The organism is Nonomuraea sp. NPDC050733, from assembly GCF_040654215.1.
Taxonomy (GTDB): Bacteria; Actinomycetota; Actinomycetes; order Streptosporangiales; family Streptosporangiaceae; genus Nonomuraea.
This window is the reverse complement of the sequence record NZ_JBFAHO010000019.1, coordinates 64,708-84,655: the sequence shown is the minus strand read 5'-3', so window position 1 is coordinate 84,655 and position 19,948 is coordinate 64,708. Positions and strand designations below refer to the sequence as shown.

Genomic DNA, 19,948 nt, shown 5'->3' with positions numbered 1-19,948 from the left:
CTTGGGGGTTGCGATCACGGAAGAGGTGTTGCAGTGTCAAGCAAAGGACCTTATTCCGTGGAGGTGCCCATGTCCTTGAACCACTCACCGGAGACGCAGACAAAGCTGATCGCCAGAGTCCCATCGATAACGGGACGCGAACTCCCCGAGTGGTTCCTAGCCATCGACAACGGCCCGTCGTTCCTCAGATGTGACGAGCGGGCCAACTGGCTCGCCGACGAGCACGGGCTGACACACGGCTACGCCGCGGCGATCGTCCACGAGCACGAGCGTCACCGCCGTAACCGGATGGGCTTCATCTAGAGCGCCCCAAGTCCAGATCGACGCGCCCGTGCCTACGGTCCGGGCGCGTCATCATGAACGGATGGATCTGGACAAGGCACGAGACTTCCTGCGGCGCGCGCACCGCGCCGTCCTCCACACCCGGCACGCCGACGGCCGCCCGCAGCTCTCGCCGGTGACGGTCGGCGTGGACGCCGAGGGCCACCTCGTGATCAGCACGCGCGAGACGGCGGTCAAGACACGGAACGTCCGCCGCGACCCGCATGTGTCGATCTGCGCGTTCACCGACGCCTTCTTCGGCGACTGGGTGCAGGTGGACGGCACCGCGGAGGTCGTCAGCCTGCCGGAGGCCATGGACCACCTGGTCTCCTACTACCGGGACATCTCCGGCGAGCATCCCGACTGGGACGACTACCGCGCGGCCATGGTCCGCGACCGCCGCGTCGTCCTGCGGATCACGCCCACCCGCGCCGGGCCTGACGTGCACGGCTGAGCGGCTTTCCCGGCCGCCCGGCACTCAGGTGCCGGGCGGCCGGTGCGCGTCGCTACGAGAGGCGCTCCAGGACCATGGCCATGCCCTGGCCGCCACCCACGCACATCGTCTCCAGGCCGATCGTCTTGTCGTGGTGCTGGAGGCTGTTGACGAGCGTGGAGGTGATCCGGGCGCCGGTCATGCCGAACGGGTGTCCCACCGCGATGGCGCCGCCGTTGACGTTGAGCCGGTCGAGGTCGATCCCCAGGTCCCGGTACGACGGGATGACCTGGGCCGCGAACGCCTCGTTGATCTCCACGAGGTCCACGTCCTCGATGGCCATCCCGGCGCGCGCCAGCGCCTGCCGCGACGCCTCGACCGGCCCCAGACCCATGATCTCGGGCGACAGGCCCGTCACGCCGGTCGAGACGATGCGGGCCAGCGGCGTGATGCCCAGCTCGGCTGCCTTGACGTCGCTCATGATGATCACTGCGGCGGCGCCGTCGTTGAGGGGGCAGCAGTTGCCGGCGGTCACCGTGCCGTCGGGGCGGAAGGCCGGCTTGAGCCCGGCCACGCCCTCGTACGTGGTGCCGGGCCGCGGCCCGTCGTCCTTGCTCACCACGGTGCCGTCGGGCAGTGTCACCGGCGTGATGTCCTTCTGCCAGAAGCCGTCGGCCAGTGCCTTCTCGGCGAGGTTCTGGGAGCGGACGCCGAACTCGTCCTGCTCGCGCCGGGTGACGCCCTTGATCTGGGCGAGGTTCTCGGCCGTCTGGCCCATGGCGATGTAGATGTCGGGCACCTGGCCGTCCTCGCGTGGGTCGTGCCACGTGTGGCCGCCCTCGCCGAACGCCTTGGTCCGCGCCACCGCGTCGCCGAAGACGGGGTTCTGCGTCTCCGGCAGCGAGTCGGAGTTGCCCTTGACGAACCGCGACACCATCTCCACGCCCGCCGAGACGAACACGTCGCCCTCGCCCGCCTTGATGGCGTGGAAGGCCATCCGCGTGGTCTGGAGCGAGGAGGAGCAGTAGCGCGTGATCGTGGTGCCGGGCACGTTGTCCAGGCCGAGCAGGACGGCGACCACGCGGGCCATGTTGAAGCCCTGCTCGCCGCCGGGCAGGCCGCAGCCCAGCATGAGGTCGTCGATGGTCGCGGGGTCGAGCTGCGGCACCTTGGCCAGCGCCGCCTTGATCATCTGCACGGTGATGTCGTCGGGCCGGAGGTCCTTGAGCGACCCCTTGAAGGCACGCCCGATGGGCGAGCGGGCGGTGGCGACGATGACTGCCTCGGGCATGTGGCCCCTCCTTTGTCAGCACTCTAACCAGAACTAGATTTCCAGCGCTGTCGGGGAGCCAGATGCCGTCGGCCGTGGGGATCTCTGCTGTTTTTACCGTCCTGCGAAGTTCGTCAGCCGTACATGCCGGGTGCCGGGGCGGTGTTGTCATTGACGGCGTGCATGCCGCCCTTCTCGTCGCGCCACAGCCGCCAGCCGTTCTGGCTGCCCGTGAACCACGACGGCGGCGCCTGCGTCCCGGAGGTCCGCTTGCCCGTCGCGAGGTCGTACTCGCACAGGGCCGCCACCGAGTAGAACCCGGCCGGCTGCCCGCGCAGTGGCAGCGGCTTGGGGTCGGTCACGCAGAACGACCAGCCGTGCTCCTCCTCGACCGGCACCGGCCGGCCGGTGCCGAGGTCGTAGACGGTGCCCTTGGCGTCGTGCTTGAGGAAGCCCAGCTTGTCCAGGCGGTCGGGGAAGGCCAGCCACCAGCCCGAGCCGGGCACCTCGGCGGCGCTGATCTGGCCGACCACCCGCCCCGTGCCCGCGTCGAGCCGGGCGAAGCCGCCGTAGCCGCCGCGCTGGTCGACCGGGCGCACCACCGGCGCGAAGCCGGGGTTGCCGCTCGGGTAGACGCGGACCACCGACGGCCGCATCCAGTTGACCGTGCCGTCCGCGATCTTCACCGAGAACAGGCCGAACGTGGAGATCTTCTTCGTGCGCGGGTTGGTGTAGGGGGCGACGTAGCCGACCAGGTCGGGCCCCGCCGCGCCGAACGCCCAGCCGCCCGACAGGTCGATGCCCGGGCCGAGCGCCTGCTCGATCGGCTGCTGCCACTGCGGCTTGCCGGTCTTCAGCTCGTACGACTCGATCACCGGATCGGCGGCGAGCCGGAGCACGAGCACCCGCTCGTCGTCGGACCACTCGACCTCGGCGATGCCCGGCAGCTTCCACTTGAGCGCGCCGGTGGCCGGGTCGAGCACGACCACCCGCGCCGACGACAGCGCGGTGTTCTCCGCCAGGCACACGTAGGGGCCGCAGCGCTGCGGGCCGAACGTGGAGTGGATCGGCCGCGTCCACCGCTGCGCTCCGGTGCGGGCGTCGCGGGCGACGAGCGTGGAGGTCCAGTGGCCCTTGTGAGCGGGGTCGAGCGCCACGACCACGGCCTCGCGCCCGCCGCCCTGCCCGGGGAAGTCCACGAGCGCCGGTGCGGAGACGCCCATGCCGGGCAGCCGGCCCGCCATCGTGGCCGGGTGCGCCCACAGCCGCCTGCCGTCGGACAGGCCGAGGGCGACGGTCTCCAGCGTGCCGTCGGGCTTCAACGAGGTGGCAGCGGCGACCCCGCCGGCGGTGACCATCCGGCTGACGACGTTGGCCTGGGTGTCGTGCCAGGCCGGGAAGGCCGCCGTGGCCGCGTCGCTGCCGGAGCAGCCGGCCAGGGCCGTGGTCACGGCGAGGACGCCGGAGAGGGCGAGGGCGGGTTGCGCGAGAGGCCGGAGCACGGGCCATCCACTCCAAAGGGGACGAGGGGTGACGGCCCCGGAGCGGAGAGTGACCGGTGTCAGGCGTCGTTGACCATCTCGCCGGGGCGGCGGCGGAACAACGTCACCCATCTGCCATAGGGACCCGTCGCCCGCCCCGCGACCCGGGTCGCGGAAACCTCGGTGCCGGACTCCTCCGCGGCCGTGGCCGCCGCGAGGTAAATCGGTTGCAGTCCTTCGCCGCGCGCGGGTCGCGGCTCGGGCCACAACCCCAACGCAGTGCATACAGAAGGTAGCACCGCGTAAGCGGCCGAGGCGTAACCTCGGTCAGATGGATGGAAACGATCCGGTCCGAACATCTCGCCCGGATTTGTATCGAATTCCGGCCCCAGGAGGTCGGCGAAGGCCACCGTGCGGCCGCCCGCGTCGACCACCGCCACCATCTGCGCCGCGGCGAGCTGCCGGCTCCAGCGCCTCGTCACCCAGCGCAGGGGCTGCGCGATGGGCCGTACGGTGCCGAGGTCCGGGCAGGTGCCGACGACCACCTCCGCGCCCGCCTCGCGCAGCCGCCGCACCGCCTTGACCAGGTGGCGCACGGCCATCGCCGGCGGCGTCTGCGTCACCACGTCGTTCGCGCCGACGAAGATGACCGCCACGTCCGGGTCGAGGCGCAGGGCCCGGTCCACCTGCTCGGCCAGGGCGGCCGACGGCGCGCCCGACTTGCCGAGCACGTCCAGCCGTACCGGCCGCTCCGCCACGTGCGCGAGGCTGTTGGCGAGCAGCACACCGGGAGTCCTGTCCGGCGAGCTCACGCCGAGCCCGATGGAGGTGGAGTCGCCCAGCATCACCAGCCGCAGCGGCGGGCCGGTGTAGGCGCCGTAGACGCCGTCGGAGGGCAGCCCGTCCAGGCCGTGCGGCTGGCCGATCACCTTGCGCGCCACCAGGCTCTCCACGATCAGCAGCCCGTACGCGGTGGCTCCCAGGGCCGTCAGACCGCCGCCTCCCAGCGCCGCCGCGATGGCGATCTTCCGGGCGGCTCGCGCCACCCCCGCTGCCCAGACCATGTGGGTTCTCCCCTCATCCGAACTCGGCGGTAGCGTTTGCTTGAAAACTAGCCGAGCGCCCGCCACCCCCACGGGATCCCGGCGACGGGCAAGCTGATCAAGCTTTTGCAAAGAAGGTGAACACCTCGGTGCGCGTACACGATTCCCTGGTCGAGCTCATGGGCAACACTCCGCTCGTCAGGCTGCACAAGGTTTCCGCGGGGGTGCCCGCCCAGGTGCTCGCCAAGGTCGAGTACTTCAACCCCGGCGGCTCGGTCAAGGACCGGATCGCCGTCCGCATGATCGAGGCCGCCGAGGCGTCCGGCGAGCTGCGGCCCGGCGGCGTCATCGTCGAGCCGACCTCGGGCAACACGGGGGTCGGGCTGGCCATCGTGGCCCAGCAGAAGGGCTACCGGTGCCTGTTCGTGGTGCCGGACAAGGTGGCCCAGGACAAGATCGCCGTGCTGCGGGCCTACGGCGCCGAGGTGGTGGTCTGCCCGACCGCCGTCGCGCCCGACCACCCCGAGTCGTACTACTCGGTGTCCGACCGGCTGGCGCGCGAGATCCCCAACGCCTGGAAGCCCGACCAGTACTCCAACGTCAACAACCCCGACTCCCACTACCACTCGACCGGGCCCGAGCTGTGGGAGCAGACCGAGGGCAGGATCACCCACTTCGTGGCGGGCATCGGCACGGGGGGCACGATCAGCGGCACCGGCCGCTACCTCAAGGAGATCTCCGGGGGCAAGGTCAAGATCATCGGAGCCGACCCCGAGGGCTCGGTCTACTCCGGCGGTTCCGGCCGGCCGTACCTCGTGGAGGGCGTCGGCGAGGACATCTGGCCCGCCACGTACGACACGAAGATCTGCGACGAGATCATCGCGGTCTCCGACAAGGACTCCTTCACCATGACCCGCCGCCTCGCCCGCGAGGAGGGGCTGCTGGTGGGCGGCTCGTGCGGCATGGCCGTGGTCGCGGCGCTCCAGGTGGCGGCCAAGGCGGGGCCCGACGACGTGGTGGTCGTGCTGCTGCCCGACGGCGGCCGCGGCTACCTGTCCAAGATCTTCAACGACGACTGGATGGCCGACTACGGGTTCCTGACCGAGTCCTCCGACGAGGGCCTGGTGGGCGACGTGCTCGCCCGCAAGGGCGCCGGGCTGCCGGAGTTCGTGCACGCGCACCCGCACGAGTCGGTCGGCACGGCCATCTCGATCATGCGCGAGTACTCCGTCTCGCAGCTCCCGGTCATGAAGGAGGAGCCGCCGGTCATGGCGGCCGAGGTCGTCGGCTCGATCGTCGAGCGTGACCTGCTGGACGCCCTCTACCGCGGCAAGCTGTCGTCCGACGACTCGATCTCCGAGCACATGTCGGCGCCGCTGCCGACGCTCGGCAGCGGCGAGCCGGTGGCGCGGGCGGTCGAGGCGCTGGAGAAGGCCGACGCCGCCGTGGTGCTGGAAGACGGCAAGCCGGCCGGGCTCATCACCCGCCAGGACCTGCTCGCCTTCCTCGCCAACCACTGACCGAGCCGGTCACCGATCGGGCCGGTCACCGATCGGGCCGGTCACCGATCGGGCCGGCCACACCGGCCGATCAGTGGCCGGCCGTTACGGCTTCCTGATCGACTCGAACACGGTGCCCAGGCCCTCGTGGCCGCGCCCCTCGGCGACGGCGCGCTCGAACAGCTCCTTGAGCGCGCCGGGCACCGTGGTCTCCAGCCCCGCGTCACGCAGCGCGTGCACGGCGTGGTCCAGGCCGACGGCCTGCATGAGGAGGCTGTTGAGCTCGCCCGGGTACACCCCGGCCGTGATCTCCTCGGCCAGGATCTTCGCGAACCCCATCGGGCCCTCGCCGCCCAGCTGCGTGAACATCTCCCGGGCGTACGGCAGGAAGCGCGCCGGCTCCACCCCGGCCGTGCCCAGCAGCGCGACGGCGTGCATGTAGCTGGTCAGGCTGGACCAGAAGACCAGGAGCTGCGCCTGGTAGAACATCATCGCCAGGCCCTCGTCGGCGCCCATGTAGTGGACGTCCCCGAGCGCTCCCAGCGTCTCGGCGTGCCGGTCCACGGCCTCCTGGGGGCCGCTGTAGAAGACGTACGAGCCGGGCTTGCCGATGCCGGGCGGCGGCACCATGATCCCGCCCGTCACCAGGACGCCACCCCGCCCGGCCACCCACCGCGCCGCGGCGCGCAACTCCTCGGGAGTGCCGGAGCTGAGGTTCACCAGCACCTTCCCGTCGAGCCTCAGGTCGCCGAGGCTGTCGTACATCGCCTGGTAGTCGAGCTGGCTGAACACCAGCAGCTCGCCCGAGTCGCCGGGGGAGGCGGCGTGCCTGGCCCCCTTCGCCACCAGCGGCTCGGCCTTGCTCGCCGTGCGGTTCCACACCGTCACGTCGTGGCCGGCGTCGAGGAACGTCGCCGCCATGGTCGAACCCATCGGCCCGAGGCCGATCACCGTCACATCAGTCATGCGGCCCAGCCTGCGCCGGGCCGCTACGGAATTCCTTCGGGGCGGCTACCGGTGTCGTCGGTGGTGCTCCGGCCTTCCGGCCGGGGGGTGAAGCCGACATGCCCGCGTAGGGGGGCAGGAGCAGCTGATTCGCCGTCAGGTGAATCGGCGTCCACCCCGTTCAGGTGGGCCGGTTCTGTTGCTCGATGTACTGGCGTAGGACGGACAGGGGTGCGCCGCCCACTGACCCGGCGAAGTAGGAGCCCGACCACAGTTTGTTGGCCCGGTAGTAGTGGCGGGCGAGTTCGGGGAACTCCTGACGCATCCGCCGTGAGGCGTCACGAAAACCAAATGGGCGTGGAGCAGGAAGACGCAGTGTCTGCCGGTCCGGATCTCGCTGTGTTGGGCCATAGGCCAACTGTAGGATGCGCCTCGTGCGGCTTCGTTACTCCTTCCGGCTGGACCCGACCCCGATACAGCGGATCGCGCTGGCACGGGCGTTCGGGTGCGCACGGGTGGTGTTCAACGACGCGCTCACGGCCCGCCGTCAAGCGCACGCCGACGGCCTGCCGTTCATCAGCGACGGCAACCTGTCCAAGCGCGTCATCACCGAGGCCAAGCAGCGCCCGGATCGGGTGTGGCTGGGGGAGGTGTCGGCGGTCGTGCTCCAGCAGGCCCTGGCTGACGCCTGCATGGCCTACCGCAACTTCTTCGCCAGTCTCAGCGGGAAGCGCAAGGGGCCGAAGGTCGCCGCGCCTCGGTTGCGGTCGCGCAGGGACCAGCGGCAGGCGATCCGGTTCACCAGGAACGCCCGGTTCAGGGTGGGGGAGAAGCTGACCTTGCCGAAGATCGGCGACATCGCGGTGCGCTGGTCGCGGCGCCTGCCGTCGGTCCCGTCCAGCGTGACGGTGATCAAGGACGCGGCGGGCCGGTACTTCGCCTCGTTCGTCGTCGAGGTGACCGAACGCCCCTTGCCGCCGGTGGAGGCCGAGGAGAAGAAACTCCGCAAGCTGCACAAGGCACTGTCGCGTAAGGAGAAGGGATCGAACAACCGGGCCAAGGCCCGGATCAAGGTCGCCCGCCAGCATGTCAAGGTCGCCGACGCGCGGCGCGAGTTCCACCACCAGGAATCCACCAGGATAGTTCGCGAGAACCAAGCGATCTTCGTGGAGGACCTGGCGGTCAAGGGACTGGCCCGTACCCGGCTGGCCAAGGGCGTCCACGACGCGGGCTGGTCGGCGTTCACCGCCATGCTGGAGTACAAAGCGAAACTGTACGGGCGGACGTTCATGCGGATCGACCGGTTCTTTCCCTCCTCCAAGCTCTGCTCGGTCTGCGGGACGCTCGCCGGGCAGATGCCGCTGGCTGTACGGGAGTGGGACTGCTCATGTGGGGCACACCACGACCGGGACGTCAACGCCGCGATCAACATCCTCGCCGCCGGACGGGCGGAGAGGCTAAACGCCTCCGGAGGGCAGGTAAGACCACCAGGTGTGGTGGCGCGGCCCGATGAACGAGGAAGCCTTCGAGGTGCCGCATGAACCCATACGGCACGGGCGAGAATCTCCGGGCTTCAGCCCGGTGAGCGCGTCAACGGTTGGGACTGTCGTGGTGCGTTTCGGAGTGCTCGGCCCGCTCGCGGTGTGGGCGCAGGACGGCGGCCCGGTCCGGGTGGCCGAGCCGAAGGTGCGCGCCCTGCTGGCCGACCTGCTGGCGCATGGAGGCGGCCCGGTGCCGCCCGACCGGCTCATCGACGACCTGTGGGGTGAGCGGCCGCCGCGCAACCCGGCTGGGACGCTTCAGGCCCGGGTCTCCCAGCTCCGGCGGGCGCTCGGCGACGCGGGGCTGATCACGTACGGGCCGGCCGGCTACCGCCTCGCGCCGGCCGACACGGACGCGTCCCGCTTCCTCGCCCTCCTCGCCGGCCCTCCCGCCCGTCCCGGGCTCCGGCGGCTCGCCGACGGCCCGCGCGGGGACCAGGGGACCGCCTGGCTGAGGGAACGGCTGGCGCGGCTGGACGAGGCGCTGGGGCTGTGGCGCGGCCCGGCCTACGCCGAGTTCGCCGACGCGGGCTTCGCGCGGCCGGAGATCGCGCGCCTGGAGGAGGCGCGGCTGTCGGCCCTCGAAGAGCAGGCGGAGGTGCGCCTGGCGCTCGGCGGCGACGCCGACCTGGCGGGGCTGGTGACGCTCCACCCGCTGCGCGAACGGCTGCGCGGGCTGCACATCCTCGCCCTCTACCGGCGCGGGCGGCAGAGCGAGGCCCTGGCCAGCTACGCGGAGCTGCGGGAGCTGCTGGCCGAGGAGCTGGGGCTGGACCCGTCGCCGGAGCTGTCGGCGCTGTACCAGGCCATCCTCCGCCACGACCCCGCCCTGTCCGCATCCGTCGCGGACCCGGGTCAGCCCACCGCGGGCTCGGTGCAGGCCGTCGCGGGATCGGGGCAGGCCGGCGCGGACCGGCCCGCGCCGGACCGTGGGCCCATGACCAATCTGCCCGCCTCTCTGACCGACCTCGTGGGCCGCGACGGCGAGCTGGCCGCCGTACGCGACCTGCTCGCCGCGGGCCGGCTGGTGACGCTCACCGGGCCGGGCGGCGTGGGCAAGACCCGCCTCGCCCTGGAAGCCGCCCGCGCCCTCGCCGGACCGGATGTCCCGGACGGCGTGTGGCTGGTCGAGCTGGCCGGGGCCGCGGACGTGGCGGAGGCCGTGGCGGCCGTGCTGGGCGTGCGCGACGACGGCGCGGAGCCGCTGGCCCCGAGGCTGGCGCGGGCACTGGCCGGCAAGCGGGCCCTGCTCGTGCTCGACAACTGCGAGCACGTCGTGGCGGACGCCGCCGGCCTGGCGGCGCGGCTGCTGAAGGCAGTGCCCGGGCTGCGCGTCCTCGCCACCAGCCAGGAGCCCCTGGACGTCACGGGGGAGCGGCTGCTGCCCGTGCCGCCGCTGCCCGAGCCCGAGGCCGTGCGGCTGTTCGCGGCCCGCGCCGGGGTCGAGCCGGACGCCGCCGTCGCGACCATCTGCCGCCGGCTCGACGGCATCCCCCTCGCGCTGGAGCTGGCGGCGACGCGGGTGCGCGCGCTGGGCGTCGAGGGCGTGGCCGCGCGGCTCGACGACCGGTTCAGGCTGCTCAGCGCCGGCATGCGCGACGCCCCCGCCCGCCAGCGGACGCTGCGGGCCGCGATCGACTGGAGCTGGGAGCTGCTGACCGCGCAGGAGCGGGTCGTCCTGCGGCGGCTGGCCGTCCACGCCGACGGCTGCACGCTGGAGGCCGCCGAGGAGGTCTGCGCCGAGCCCGGTGTCGACGTGCTCGACGCCGTCGCGCGGCTCGTGGACCGGTCGCTGGTCGTGGTGACGCCGGGCCCGCGCTACCGCCTGCTGGAGTCGGTCGCCGCCTACTGCGCCGAGCGGCTCGCCGAGGCCGGCGAGCTGGACACGATCAGGCAACGGCACGCGCGCCACTACACCGAGCTGGCCGTACGGGCGGAGCTGCGCGGCCCGCGCCAGCTCGCCTGGCTGGAACGACTCGACCTCGAGACCGCCAACCTCCGGCTCGCCCTGGCCGGGCCCGAGCCGTTGCGCCTGGTCAACGCGCTGGCCTGGTACTGGTACCTGCGCGGCCGGCTGGGCGAGGCCCGCAGGTCGCTGACCGCCGCGCTCGCCCGCCACGACGGTGAGTCCGGGGGCGCGTCCGGTGCGGCGGCCGTGGCGTCCGTGTGGCTGGCCGGGATGACGCTGCTCAGCGGCGAGACGCCGTCCGCCGTCCGCCATGCCGGCCTCGACGCCTCCGGCAGGGCGCTCGCCTCCTGGTTCCTCACCCACGTCCAGTGGGCGTACGGCGACCACGAGGAGCGCCGGGCCGCCGCCGACCGGGCGCTGGCCGCGTACGAGGAGCTGGGCGACCGGTGGGGCGTCGCCGCCGCGCTCTCCCTGCGCGCCAAGCTGGCCCAGGTCCGGTGCGACCTGGAGGTGATGCGGCGCGACGGGGAGCGCAGCCTGGCGCTGTTCACCGAGCTGGGCGACGACTGGGGCCGGATGGAGGCCATGGACGCGCTCGACCGGCGCGCCGAGACGCGCGGCGACTACGCGGAGGCGGCTCGGCTGCGGGAGGAGGAGCTGCGCCTGGCCGAGCGGCTCGGCTTCGAGGTGCCGTTCAAGCTGTCCGCGCTGGGCAGGATCGCGCTGCTGGCCGGTGACTACGCCACCGCCGACGACCTCCACGAGCGGGCCAGGCGGCTGGCCGTGGCGCAGTCGTACAAGTCAGCCGAGGAGTCCGCGGTGCTCGGCCTGGCCATGAGCGCCAGGCGGCAGGGCCGGTACACCGAGGCGGAGGCGCTGCTGACGCCGTGGCTCGACTGGCTCCGGGAGGTGCGCGGGACGGCCGGCGTCGCGTTCGTCCTGGCCGAGCTGGGCTTCGCCGCCGAGCAGCGCGGCGACGCCGCGACGGCGCTGGCCAGGCAGCGGGCCGGTCACGAGGCGGCCCTGGCCAGCGGTGACCCGCGGGCGGTGGCCCTTGCCCTGGAGGGGCTGGCGGGCGCGGTGTCGCTCGTGGGGCACCACGCCGAGGCGGTCCGCCTGCTGGATGCGGCGTCGGCCATGAGACGGGAGGCGGGCACGCCGCGGCCCGCCGCCGAGCGGCTCGACGTGGACCGGATCGCCGCCCGGGTCCACGAGGCCCTGGGTGAGACCGCCTGGGAGCCCGCCCACGCCTAGCGGACGGCCTTCTCAGGGCAGGGGGAACTCGGCCACCACTTCCCAGGCGCCCTCGGGGGTCGGGCCCGCGTACAGCCTGCCGCCGAGCGCCTCCACCCGCTCGGCCATCCCGACCAGCCCGAACCCGCCGCCCAGCCGGGACAGCCGAGGGTCGGACGCCGACCCGAAGTTGCTCACCCGCAGCACCGCGACCCGGTCCGCCAGCCGCAGGGCCGCCTCGATCCACGAGGCCCCTGGCGCGTGCTTGCGGATGTTGGTGAGCGCCTCGCGCAGCACCCGGTGCAGCGTGGTCATCACCTCGGGCGGCAGCGTGTGGTCGTCGATGCCCTGCCCGATCTCGAACGCCACCCGCTGCCCGTTCACGGAGAACCGCTCGGTCAGGTGACGCAGGTCGGCCAGCGACGTGCCGGGCGTGCGGGCCGCCTCGTCCTGTGCCCGCAGGACCGTGACCAGGCGCCGCATGGCGCTGAGCGCGTCGCCGCCGGCCCCGGCGATGGCGTCCAGGGCGGGCACCACGGCCTCCGGCTTCGTCTCCGCGACCGTGCGGGCCGCCTGGGCCTGGACCACGATGCCGGTGATGTGGTGGGCGACGAGGTCGTGCAGCTCCCGGGCCAGCTCCAGGCGCTCGGCCCGTCGTACGGCGTGGACGGCCTCGTTGCGGCGCTCCTGCTGGAAACGGAGGTAACCGCCGATGCCGGTGGCCGTGGACCAGCCCGCGAACAGCAGGAAGGAGAACGCCAGCCCGCTCCCGTCGGCCAGGCGCCAGCCGCCCTCGGCCATCAGCACGACCAGCGCGACGACGCACAGCACCGCCGCCCGCCGCACCGGGTCCACATAGCGCAGCACGCTGATCGTGAGGACCAGCAGCGCGCCGGTCTCCGCCGACCCGGGCGCGCCCGGCGTCGCGGTGACCGCGAGGATCACCGTGACGGCCACCGACATGCCCGCCAGCGCCGCGAACCCCTCCAGCCGCCACCGGCGCCGCAGCGCCACCGCGACGATGCCCGCAGCCCCGGTGATGGGGACGAGCCACTGCGGGCCGCCGTCCTTGGCCGCCACGGCCAGGTCCACCAGCAGCATCATGCCGAGCCAGCCGACCACGGCGATCTCGCTCAGCCGCCTGATCCAGTACACGATGCGCCTGCCGTCCCCCACGTCATGGAGCCTAAGCCGGAAGTCGGAGTGCCCGTATCGGCCGTTCGGCCGAGCGGCGGCGGCCAGGACCGGCCCTTCAGCGGAGGCGGCGGCCGGAGCCCGCGGCGCATGCTGGACACGTCGGAAGGGGGACGGGGCCATGGTGGTCATCGGATTCGCACTGCTGGGGTTGGGACTGCTCGTCGGGCTGCTGCTGGCGCTGGCCGATCCGGTGCTGCTCTCGCGCATCAACGGGGAGCACGTCAGCGAGGACGGCGCGGAGGCGGGCAGCGGCCGGTACATCCCGGTGCCGCGCCGCGAGCCGCTCGGGGAGGCGGAGGTCGTGCGGCTGGCGGACCCGGCGCGCGACGACCGGCACGAGCCCGCCGCCGCCTGAGCCGGTCGCGGGGCGCGTCCGTTACCGTGGGGCCTATGACGAACGGTTTCGAAACCCTGGCGATCCACGCAGGTCAGGAGCCCGACCCGCTGACCGGCGCGGTCGTGCCGCCCATCTACGCGACGTCCACGTACAAGCAGGACGGCGTCGGCGGCCTGCGTTCCGGCTATGAGTACAGCCGCTCGGCCAACCCCACGCGCACGGCGCTGGAGGAGGCCCTGGCGGCGGTGGAGGGCGGGGCGCGCGGGCTGGCCTTCGCCTCGGGCCTGGCGGCCGAGGACACGCTGCTGCGCACGGTCTGCCGGCCCCAGGACCACGTCATCATCCCCAACGACGCCTACGGCGGCACGTACCGGCTGTTCGCCAAGGTCAACGCCCGTTGGGACCTGCACTTCGACCCGGTGCCGCTCGGCGACCTCGACGCCGTGGCCGCGGCGATGACGCAGAAGACCCGGATCGTGTGGCTGGAGACGCCGACCAACCCGCTGCTCGGCATCGCCGACATCGCGGCCCTGGCCCAGCTCGCCCACGACAACGGGTCCCTGCTGGTCGTGGACAACACCTTCGCCTCGCCGTACCTGCAGCAGCCGCTGGCGCTGGGCGCCGACGTGGTCGTCCACTCGACCACCAAGTACATCGGCGGCCACTCCGACGTGGTCGGCGGGGCGCTCGTCGCGGCCGACCGCGGACTCGGCGACGAGCTGGCCTACCACCAGAACGCCATGGGCGCGGTCGCCGGGCCGTTCGACGCCTGGCTCACGCTGCGCGGCCTGAAGACGCTCGGCGTGCGGATGGACCGCCACTGCGACAACGCCGAGCGCGTCGTCGACCTCCTGCGCGCCCACCCGCGCGTCACCCAGGTCCTCTACCCGGGGCTGGAGGAGCACCCGGGGCACGAGGCCGCCGCCAAGCAGATGAAGAGGTTCGGCGGCATGGTGTCGTTCCGGGTCGCGGGCGGCGAGGAGGAGGCCGTCGCGGTGTGCAACCGGGCCGAGCTGTTCACGCTGGGCGAGTCGCTGGGCGGCGTCGAGTCGCTGATCGAGCACCCGGGCCGCATGACGCACGCCTCCGCGGCCGGCTCGCCGCTGGAGGTGCCCGACGACCTCGTGCGGCTGTCGGTCGGCATCGAGACGATCGACGACCTGCTCGCCGACCTGAGCCGCGCGCTGGGCTGACCGCCCGGCCCGGCGGAGCCGGCTAGGTCGGCACCACCATCAGGAAGAGGATGACCAGCCAGATCACCGCCAGCAGCCCGCTGATGGCGGCGATCCGGCCGTTCTGGACCTTGGCGTCGTCGTCCGTCTCGGTGCTCGCGAGCACCGAGACGGCGGAGCGCAGATCCCGGTCGATGATGACGATCAGCACGATGGCGACGATGAACAGCGTCATCGACGCCGTCATGTACCACTTGCCGAGCACGGCTCCGCCCATGACCGCGCCGAGCGCCACCCCGAACACCAGCACGCCCAGCGCACCGATGCCGTAGATACGGGTCGTGCGCTGGATGCTCTGCAGGACGGGCACGTTCTTGTTGCGGATGGCGCGGGGTGCGGCCATGGTCACCGCGGTGAGCGGGCCCACGGTGAAGATGGCGAAGCCGATGTGCAGCCAGAGAAGCAACGACATGCCGCTGAGACTAGTCCCCGGCGATCTCGCCCGTGGGCTCGACACCCAGCGGTGCCTCGACGCAGTCTTTGCCGTCCGGGGAGCAGTGCATGACGAGCTCGGTGACGACCACGGCCACCACCATGAGGGCGATCAACAGAATCATGGCCAACATGAGGCTCCCCTCCTTCCCCGTCTTGAACGTAAATATCGTCCGTAATGACTAGACGGTGTGGCAACGGAATAAGTTCGGCGCGGGTATGGTTGGGGACCGTCCCACTTTTCTCACCCTTTGGACACATGGGGGTGTCTTCCGTGACCATCAGGCACGTCGAGCCGTATACCGATGAGTGGCTGAAGCAGCCGGTCTGCTACGCGCGCCTCGTCGTCGAGCAGCTCGGCGCCGAGGTCTCCGACTGGTGGGAGGGTCCCTGCGACCCCCGCGCCGTCACCGTCCGGCTCGCCGACGGCACGGCACTGGTGTGGGACGAGGAGAGCGGCTGGCGGCTCGGCCGCTACGTCGCCGGCGAACCCGGCCGGCACACCGAGCTCACCGGCGTCCGCTACCTCGGCGGCGGGCTGCTGCCCCGGCCGGAGCGGGTGCCGGCGGCGCTCGCCGACGCCCGCGAGGGCGTGGGCTCCAGCACCGCCTGGCGCCCCTGCTACCGCTCCCACCGCAACTGCCGCGACGGCTTCGACGTCGCCCTCGACTTCTACACCCGGCTCATCGACGCCTGACCTCCCTCGCGGGAGCGGCCGGGTCAGCGGGCGCGGCGCAGCCGCAGGAAGTCGCTGACCACGTACTCGCCGAGCCGCTCGGCGTCGGGGGAGAAGACCCGCCCGCCGTTCCTGCGGGCCACCTCCTCCACGAACTCCTTCAGCCGCTCGTCGGCCGCCAGCATGAAGACGTTGAGCGTCGCCCGCCGCCTGGTCATCTTGTCGACCTCGGCCAGTGTCAGCTCCAGCGTCTCGGCGGAGGGCGGCCACTCGAACGCCGACTGCCCGTTGCGCATCAGGTGCGCCGTCGGCTCGCCGTCCGTCACCACCAGCACCACCGGCTCGAAGTCGGGGTGCCGGTCGAGGTGACGGCCCGCGATGAGCAGCGCGTGGTGCAGGTTGGTGCCCTGCACCATGTCCCAGTCGAGGCCGGCCAGCTCGTCCGGCTGGAGGACGCGCGCGTAGTTGGAGAACCCGATGATCTGCACCGCGTCCTGCGGGAACTTCGAGGCCACCAGCGCCTGCAGGGCCAGCGCGGTCTGCTTGGCCGCGGCCCAGGTGCCGCGCAGCGCCATCGAGTAGGACAGGTCCACCAGCAGGCAGACGGCCGCGGCGCTGCGCCGCTCGGTCTCGGCCACCTCGAAGTCGTCCACCGACAGGCGCACCGCGCTCCCCGGCGACCCCTCGGACCGCCGCAGTCCGCCGTTGCGCACGCCGTTGACCAGCGTGCGGACCACGTCGATGGGCTGCTCGTCGCCGAAGCGCCACGGCCGTGACGAGCCGGTCAGCTCGCCCGCCGAGCCCGCGTCGTGCAGGTCGTGGTCGCCGCGCCGGCCCGTGTCGAGCGAGGAGAACACCCGGCGCAGCGCCGTCTCGCCGAGCCGCCGCACCGCCTTGGGGGTGAGCTCCAGCTTGCCGCGGCGGCGCAGCAGGTAGCCCTGCTCCTCCAGCTCCCGCTCGATCCGCCGCAGCGCCTCCAGGTCGTCCACCGCCGAGCGCCCGAGCGCGCGCCGGACCGCGGCCTCGTCGATGTCGTCGAGCCTGGCGCCCGGATAGTCCTGCCGCAGCGCCGACTCCAGCCGCGTCAGGTCGGCCAGCTCCTCCAGCGCCGTGACGGCGTCGCCCATCGCCAGCGGCTCCTCGCCGCCCAGCCGCTCGGGAGTGTTCCAGGCCAGGTCGGGGCGGCGGGCGTAGAGGGACTCGCCGAGGCGGCGCATCTCGTCCGACAGCCCGGCCTGGTCGAGCGTCTGGTTGATCAGGTTGTTGAGCTCCTCGCGCTGGCCGGGCGTCATCGAGGCCAGCATCCGCTGCGTGGCGGCGGCGCGGCGGGCCAGGATGTCGACCAGCTCCTCCAGGTCGCGCGGGCGCTCGGGGAACAGGTCGCCGTACTTGTCCATGAACGCGGCGAAGTCGGCCTGCGTGTGCTCGCCCCTGGAGTCCTTGTCGAGCATGTCGTTGAGGTCGGCCATCATCTGCCGGACCCGCTCCATGGCCGCCGGGTCGGGGTCGGCCAGCGCGTCGCGCATCCCACGGAACTGGGTGTCGAGCACCTCGCGCCGCAGCAGGTCGCGCAGCTCCTCGAACGTCTGCCGGGCGGCGGGGGAGCGCCACTCGTACGAGCTCAGCTCCTGGATGGCGCTCGCCGTGTCGTCGGGCAGCCCGTCGAGCTCGCTCTCGCGCAGCCGGGCGTCGTCGGACGGGTCGGGGAACAGCTCGGCCCGCTCCTGGCCGATGGCCTTGTCGAGCAGGGCGCGGGCATGTTCGAGGGTGCCGTCGAGGCGGCCGCTGTCGCGCAGCTCGCGGCGGCGGCGGCGCACCTCGCGCAGCATGTCGTCGAGGCCCTTGCGGTCGTGCGCGCCCGGCAGGCCCCGCTTGAGCAGGTCACGCAGGGCGTGGACGGGGGTGGAGCCGGACAGGATGGCGTCGCCCATCTCGTCCAGCGCCGCCCGCACGTCGTACGGCGGGGCCAGGGGGTCGGGGCCGTCGTGGTACTCGCCATAGCGGTAGGCCATCACGGACCCACGCTAACCCCACGAGCCCGTTCACGCGTCCCCGTAGACCTCCCAGACCTGCCGGACCTCCTCGGAGAGGGGTACGTAGTCGACCCGGACCGCCACCGGGTGCCGGACGCCCCGCAGCGCCCCGGCCAGGTCGGCCCCCGTGCACGCCTTCCGGCCGAGGCCGTCCGCGTCCGCGTTGACGGGGTCGCCGGCCAGCCAGCCGTCGCGGCATCCCCGGGTCACGCGGCTGAAGGCCGCCGCCCCGGTGTAGCCGAGCCGCACCGTACGGCCGGCGCGGGTGAACAGCACGGCGGAGTCCCCGGCCGGCCGGAGCGTACCCCGCACCACCAGGGAGGGCGACGGCTGAACCAGGACCTCGCTGACCGTGACCGCCCGGCCGTCGCGGTGCTCGACCCGGACCGGCACCGGGCCGCTCCGCAGGCTCTCGGTCAGGTCGCCCGGAGCGCATCGGGTGGTGCCGCGGCCCCTGCCGTCGATCGCGATCTGGCCCTCGGTCTCCTTGAGGTCGCAGGCCACGGTGACGCGGCGGTAGGCGGCCGTGGTGTAGTCGAGCGTGAGCCGCCGAGCCCCGGCGAGGGCGGTGAAGCGGTGCAGCGGCCTGCGGTAGGTGGCCGCGCGGGGCGTGACGCGCAGCCTGCCGGCGCCGTCGGCCCACGCGTAGCCGAACACCGCCTCGGTCTTCCCTTGGGACTGCGCGGCGCCTGCGGCCGCGGTGGCGGCGGCCGGTGCCGCGGGCGCGCAGAGCAGACCGCACAGGGCCAGGGCGGCGACATGGACGAACGGGCGCATGGGACGGTCCCCCCGGTCAGAGTGATGGACACCCACTCTGACGCCGGAGGGAGGTCAGATGTTCACGTTCGGTAGACGGTCACACCGTCGAGGTCGTCCTTGGACAGCCGGCGCATGAGGTACAGGCCCTCCAGGGCGAACTCCAGCGCCGCGGCGGCGTGCCCCGGCGACTCCTCGCCCGTGCCCATGCCCAGCCGCGACATGATCTTGGCCAGGCCGTCGACCGGGCCGATCCGGTGCAGCAGCTCGCCGGCCGGCACCAGCTCGCCCGACTCCACCTGGTTGCCCTGGGAGAACTTCTCGATCAGCGCGGACAGGTCCATCCCGCCCAGCCGGCTCCGGAACGTCTCCGCCGTGGCCCGGCGCAGCAGGTGGGCGAGGATCTCGGTCTCCCGGCCCTCCTCACTGACCTCGAACTCCACCTTGCCGCGCAGGCTGTGGACGACGCAGGACAGGTCGCACACCCGGGTGACGGCCCGGTCCTCGCCGGTGATCGCGGCCCTGCGCACGGCGGAGGCGGCGGCGGTCTCGGCGGCGGCGATGGAGAAGCGTGCCGAGACGCCCGAGCGGGCGTCGACGGAGGTGGACTCGCGGACCAGCCGGGTGAACCGGGCGATGGTCTCGACCAGGTGCTCCGGCACGTCGGCCCCGATGTCGGGCACCGACTCCTGCCGGATCAGCGCCAGTTCGTCCTCGACCGTCATCGGGTAGTGGGTGCGGACCTCCGCCCCGAACCGGTCCTTCAGCGGCGTGATGATCCGGCCCCGGTTGGTGTAGTCCTCGGGGTTGGCGCTGGCGATGAGCAGGACGTCCAGCGGGAGCCGCAGGTTGTAGCCGCGGACCTGGATGTCGCGCTCCTCCAGCACGTTGAGCAGTGCCACCTGGATGCGCTCGGCCAGGTCGGGCAGCTCGTTGACGGAGAAGACGCCGCGGTTGGTGCGCGGGACCAGTCCGTAGTGGACGGTCTCCGGGTCGCCCAGCCGCCTCCCCTCGGCGATCTTGATGGGGTCGACGTCGCCGATCAGGTCGCCCACCGACGTGTCGGGCGTGGCGAGCTTCTCGCCGTAGCGCTCGTCGCGGTGCTTCCACGCGACCGGCAGGTCGTCGCCCAGCTCCTCGGCGAGGGCCCGGCAGCGCGTGCAGACCGGCGCGTACGGGTGGTCGTTGATCTCGCAGCCCTCGACGACCGGCGTCCACTCGTCGAGCAGGCCCGTCACCGTGCGGATCAGCCGGGTCTTGCCCTGGCCGCGCTCACCGAGCAGGACCAGGTCGTGCCCGGCGAGCAGAGCCCGCTCCAGGTGAGGCAGGACGGTGTCGTCGAAGCCCACGATGCCGGGAAAGCGGGGCTCGCCCGCGCGCAGTCTGGCCAGCAGGTTCTCGCGGACCTCTGCTTTCACGGTGCGATGAACGTGACCGCTTTCTCGCAACTCGCGGAGATTTAGAGGCTGATGCACGGGATCGAGACTACGTCCCCCGCGACGAATGCGGCAGGGTTTCGCGTCCGGCGCAGATTACGGATCTTGATTATTGAGTGACGCGTCGTGTGCGTGCTTGTTCCTTTAGTGGGGAGAATCGGAGCCTAAGGAACT

At 72.5% G+C, this 19,948-nt stretch carries 18 protein-coding genes and 1 pseudogene; 8 read left to right on the top strand and 11 right to left on the bottom strand.

Annotated elements, in window-relative coordinates; all coding sequences use genetic code 11:
* Positions 1 to 69: 69 nt before the first annotated feature.
* Positions 70 to 303 carry a DUF4287 domain-containing protein gene (locus AB0H64_RS26670; RefSeq protein WP_310709768.1) on the top strand — a complete coding sequence of 78 codons (234 nt, stop codon included), beginning with the start codon at positions 70 to 72 and terminating at the stop codon, positions 301 to 303.
* Positions 304 to 364: 61 nt separating this feature from the next.
* Positions 365 to 775 (top strand): PPOX class F420-dependent oxidoreductase, encoded by a 411-nt coding sequence (locus AB0H64_RS26665; RefSeq protein WP_357629570.1) that lies wholly within the window; start codon positions 365 to 367, stop codon positions 773 to 775.
* A gap of 52 nt (positions 776 to 827) precedes the next feature.
* Here AB0H64_RS26665 and AB0H64_RS26660 read toward each other — a convergent pair whose 3' ends face one another.
* From AB0H64_RS26660 to AB0H64_RS26650, 3 genes are all read right to left on the bottom strand, one after another.
* Positions 828 to 2,045 (bottom strand): acetyl-CoA C-acetyltransferase, encoded by a 1,218-nt coding sequence (locus tag AB0H64_RS26660; protein WP_357629568.1) that lies wholly within the window; start codon positions 2,043 to 2,045, stop codon positions 828 to 830.
* A gap of 113 nt (positions 2,046 to 2,158) precedes the next feature.
* Positions 2,159 to 3,526: a PQQ-binding-like beta-propeller repeat protein gene (locus AB0H64_RS26655; protein WP_357629566.1), complete on the bottom strand. Its 1,368-nt coding sequence runs from the start codon at positions 3,524 to 3,526 to the stop codon at positions 2,159 to 2,161.
* Between the two features lie 59 nt (positions 3,527 to 3,585).
* Positions 3,586 to 4,569 carry an SGNH/GDSL hydrolase family protein gene (locus tag AB0H64_RS26650; protein WP_357629564.1) on the bottom strand — a complete coding sequence of 328 codons (984 nt, stop codon included), beginning with the start codon at positions 4,567 to 4,569 and terminating at the stop codon, positions 3,586 to 3,588.
* A 128-nt stretch (positions 4,570 to 4,697) separates the two neighbouring features.
* On the opposite strand from AB0H64_RS26650, the gene AB0H64_RS26645 reads away from it, so the two are divergent.
* The gene (locus AB0H64_RS26645; RefSeq protein ID WP_310709693.1) at positions 4,698 to 6,068 is read left to right on the top strand and encodes a cystathionine beta-synthase; all 1,371 of its coding nucleotides are present in this window, start codon (positions 4,698 to 4,700) and stop codon (positions 6,066 to 6,068) included.
* An 84-nt stretch (positions 6,069 to 6,152) separates the two neighbouring features.
* Here AB0H64_RS26645 and AB0H64_RS26640 read toward each other — a convergent pair whose 3' ends face one another.
* Positions 6,153 to 7,013 (bottom strand): NAD(P)-binding domain-containing protein, encoded by an 861-nt coding sequence (locus tag AB0H64_RS26640; RefSeq protein ID WP_357629561.1) that lies wholly within the window; start codon positions 7,011 to 7,013, stop codon positions 6,153 to 6,155.
* A gap of 160 nt (positions 7,014 to 7,173) precedes the next feature.
* Positions 7,174 to 7,326: pseudogene (locus tag AB0H64_RS26635) on the bottom strand (transposase); the annotation flags it as partial.
* Between the two features lie 100 nt (positions 7,327 to 7,426).
* Between AB0H64_RS26635 and AB0H64_RS26630 the strand changes: the two are divergent.
* Together AB0H64_RS26630 and AB0H64_RS26625 are read left to right on the top strand one after the other, a co-directional pair.
* Positions 7,427 to 8,533, top strand: a complete 1,107-nt coding sequence (locus AB0H64_RS26630) for a transposase (RefSeq protein ID WP_357629558.1) — start codon at positions 7,427 to 7,429, stop codon at positions 8,531 to 8,533.
* A gap of 67 nt (positions 8,534 to 8,600) precedes the next feature.
* The gene (locus AB0H64_RS26625) at positions 8,601 to 11,696 is read left to right on the top strand and encodes a BTAD domain-containing putative transcriptional regulator (RefSeq protein ID WP_357629555.1); all 3,096 of its coding nucleotides are present in this window, start codon (positions 8,601 to 8,603) and stop codon (positions 11,694 to 11,696) included.
* Between the two features lie 12 nt (positions 11,697 to 11,708).
* On the opposite strand, the gene AB0H64_RS26620 is transcribed toward AB0H64_RS26625, so the two are convergent.
* Entirely contained in the window at positions 11,709 to 12,851 is a 1,143-nt protein-coding gene (locus tag AB0H64_RS26620; protein WP_357629552.1) for a histidine kinase, read from the bottom strand.
* 139 nt (positions 12,852 to 12,990) lie between these two features.
* On the opposite strand from AB0H64_RS26620, the gene AB0H64_RS26615 reads away from it, so the two are divergent.
* Both AB0H64_RS26615 and AB0H64_RS26610 read left to right on the top strand, forming a co-directional pair.
* On the top strand, positions 12,991 to 13,227 hold the full coding sequence (locus AB0H64_RS26615) for a hypothetical protein (RefSeq protein ID WP_357629550.1): 237 nt from the start codon (positions 12,991 to 12,993) through the stop codon (positions 13,225 to 13,227).
* A gap of 35 nt (positions 13,228 to 13,262) precedes the next feature.
* Positions 13,263 to 14,402 carry a cystathionine gamma-synthase gene (locus tag AB0H64_RS26610; RefSeq protein WP_357629547.1) on the top strand — a complete coding sequence of 380 codons (1,140 nt, stop codon included), beginning with the start codon at positions 13,263 to 13,265 and terminating at the stop codon, positions 14,400 to 14,402.
* Positions 14,403 to 14,424: 22 nt separating this feature from the next.
* On the opposite strand, the gene AB0H64_RS26605 is transcribed toward AB0H64_RS26610, so the two are convergent.
* Both AB0H64_RS26605 and AB0H64_RS26600 read right to left on the bottom strand, forming a co-directional pair.
* Positions 14,425 to 14,853 carry a DUF2269 family protein gene (locus AB0H64_RS26605; RefSeq protein WP_357629545.1) on the bottom strand — a complete coding sequence of 143 codons (429 nt, stop codon included), beginning with the start codon at positions 14,851 to 14,853 and terminating at the stop codon, positions 14,425 to 14,427.
* 10 nt (positions 14,854 to 14,863) lie between these two features.
* The gene (locus tag AB0H64_RS26600) at positions 14,864 to 15,007 is read right to left on the bottom strand and encodes a hypothetical protein (protein WP_357629542.1); all 144 of its coding nucleotides are present in this window, start codon (positions 15,005 to 15,007) and stop codon (positions 14,864 to 14,866) included.
* Positions 15,008 to 15,147: 140 nt separating this feature from the next.
* On the opposite strand from AB0H64_RS26600, the gene AB0H64_RS26595 reads away from it, so the two are divergent.
* The gene (locus AB0H64_RS26595; protein ID WP_310709701.1) at positions 15,148 to 15,570 is read left to right on the top strand and encodes a DUF6292 family protein; all 423 of its coding nucleotides are present in this window, start codon (positions 15,148 to 15,150) and stop codon (positions 15,568 to 15,570) included.
* Positions 15,571 to 15,593: 23 nt separating this feature from the next.
* Here AB0H64_RS26595 and AB0H64_RS26590 read toward each other — a convergent pair whose 3' ends face one another.
* The 3 genes from AB0H64_RS26590 to AB0H64_RS26580 form a co-directional block, all read right to left on the bottom strand.
* Positions 15,594 to 17,561: a hypothetical protein gene (locus tag AB0H64_RS26590; RefSeq protein ID WP_357629707.1), complete on the bottom strand. Its 1,968-nt coding sequence runs from the start codon at positions 17,559 to 17,561 to the stop codon at positions 15,594 to 15,596.
* Between the two features lie 30 nt (positions 17,562 to 17,591).
* A complete protein-coding gene (locus AB0H64_RS26585; protein ID WP_357629539.1) occupies positions 17,592 to 18,359 on the bottom strand; it encodes a hypothetical protein in 768 nt (255 codons plus the stop codon).
* A gap of 62 nt (positions 18,360 to 18,421) precedes the next feature.
* Positions 18,422 to 19,813, bottom strand: coding sequence for a sigma 54-interacting transcriptional regulator (locus AB0H64_RS26580; RefSeq protein WP_357629536.1), 1,392 nt, complete (start codon positions 19,811 to 19,813; stop codon positions 18,422 to 18,424).
* Positions 19,814 to 19,948 lie beyond the last annotated feature (135 nt).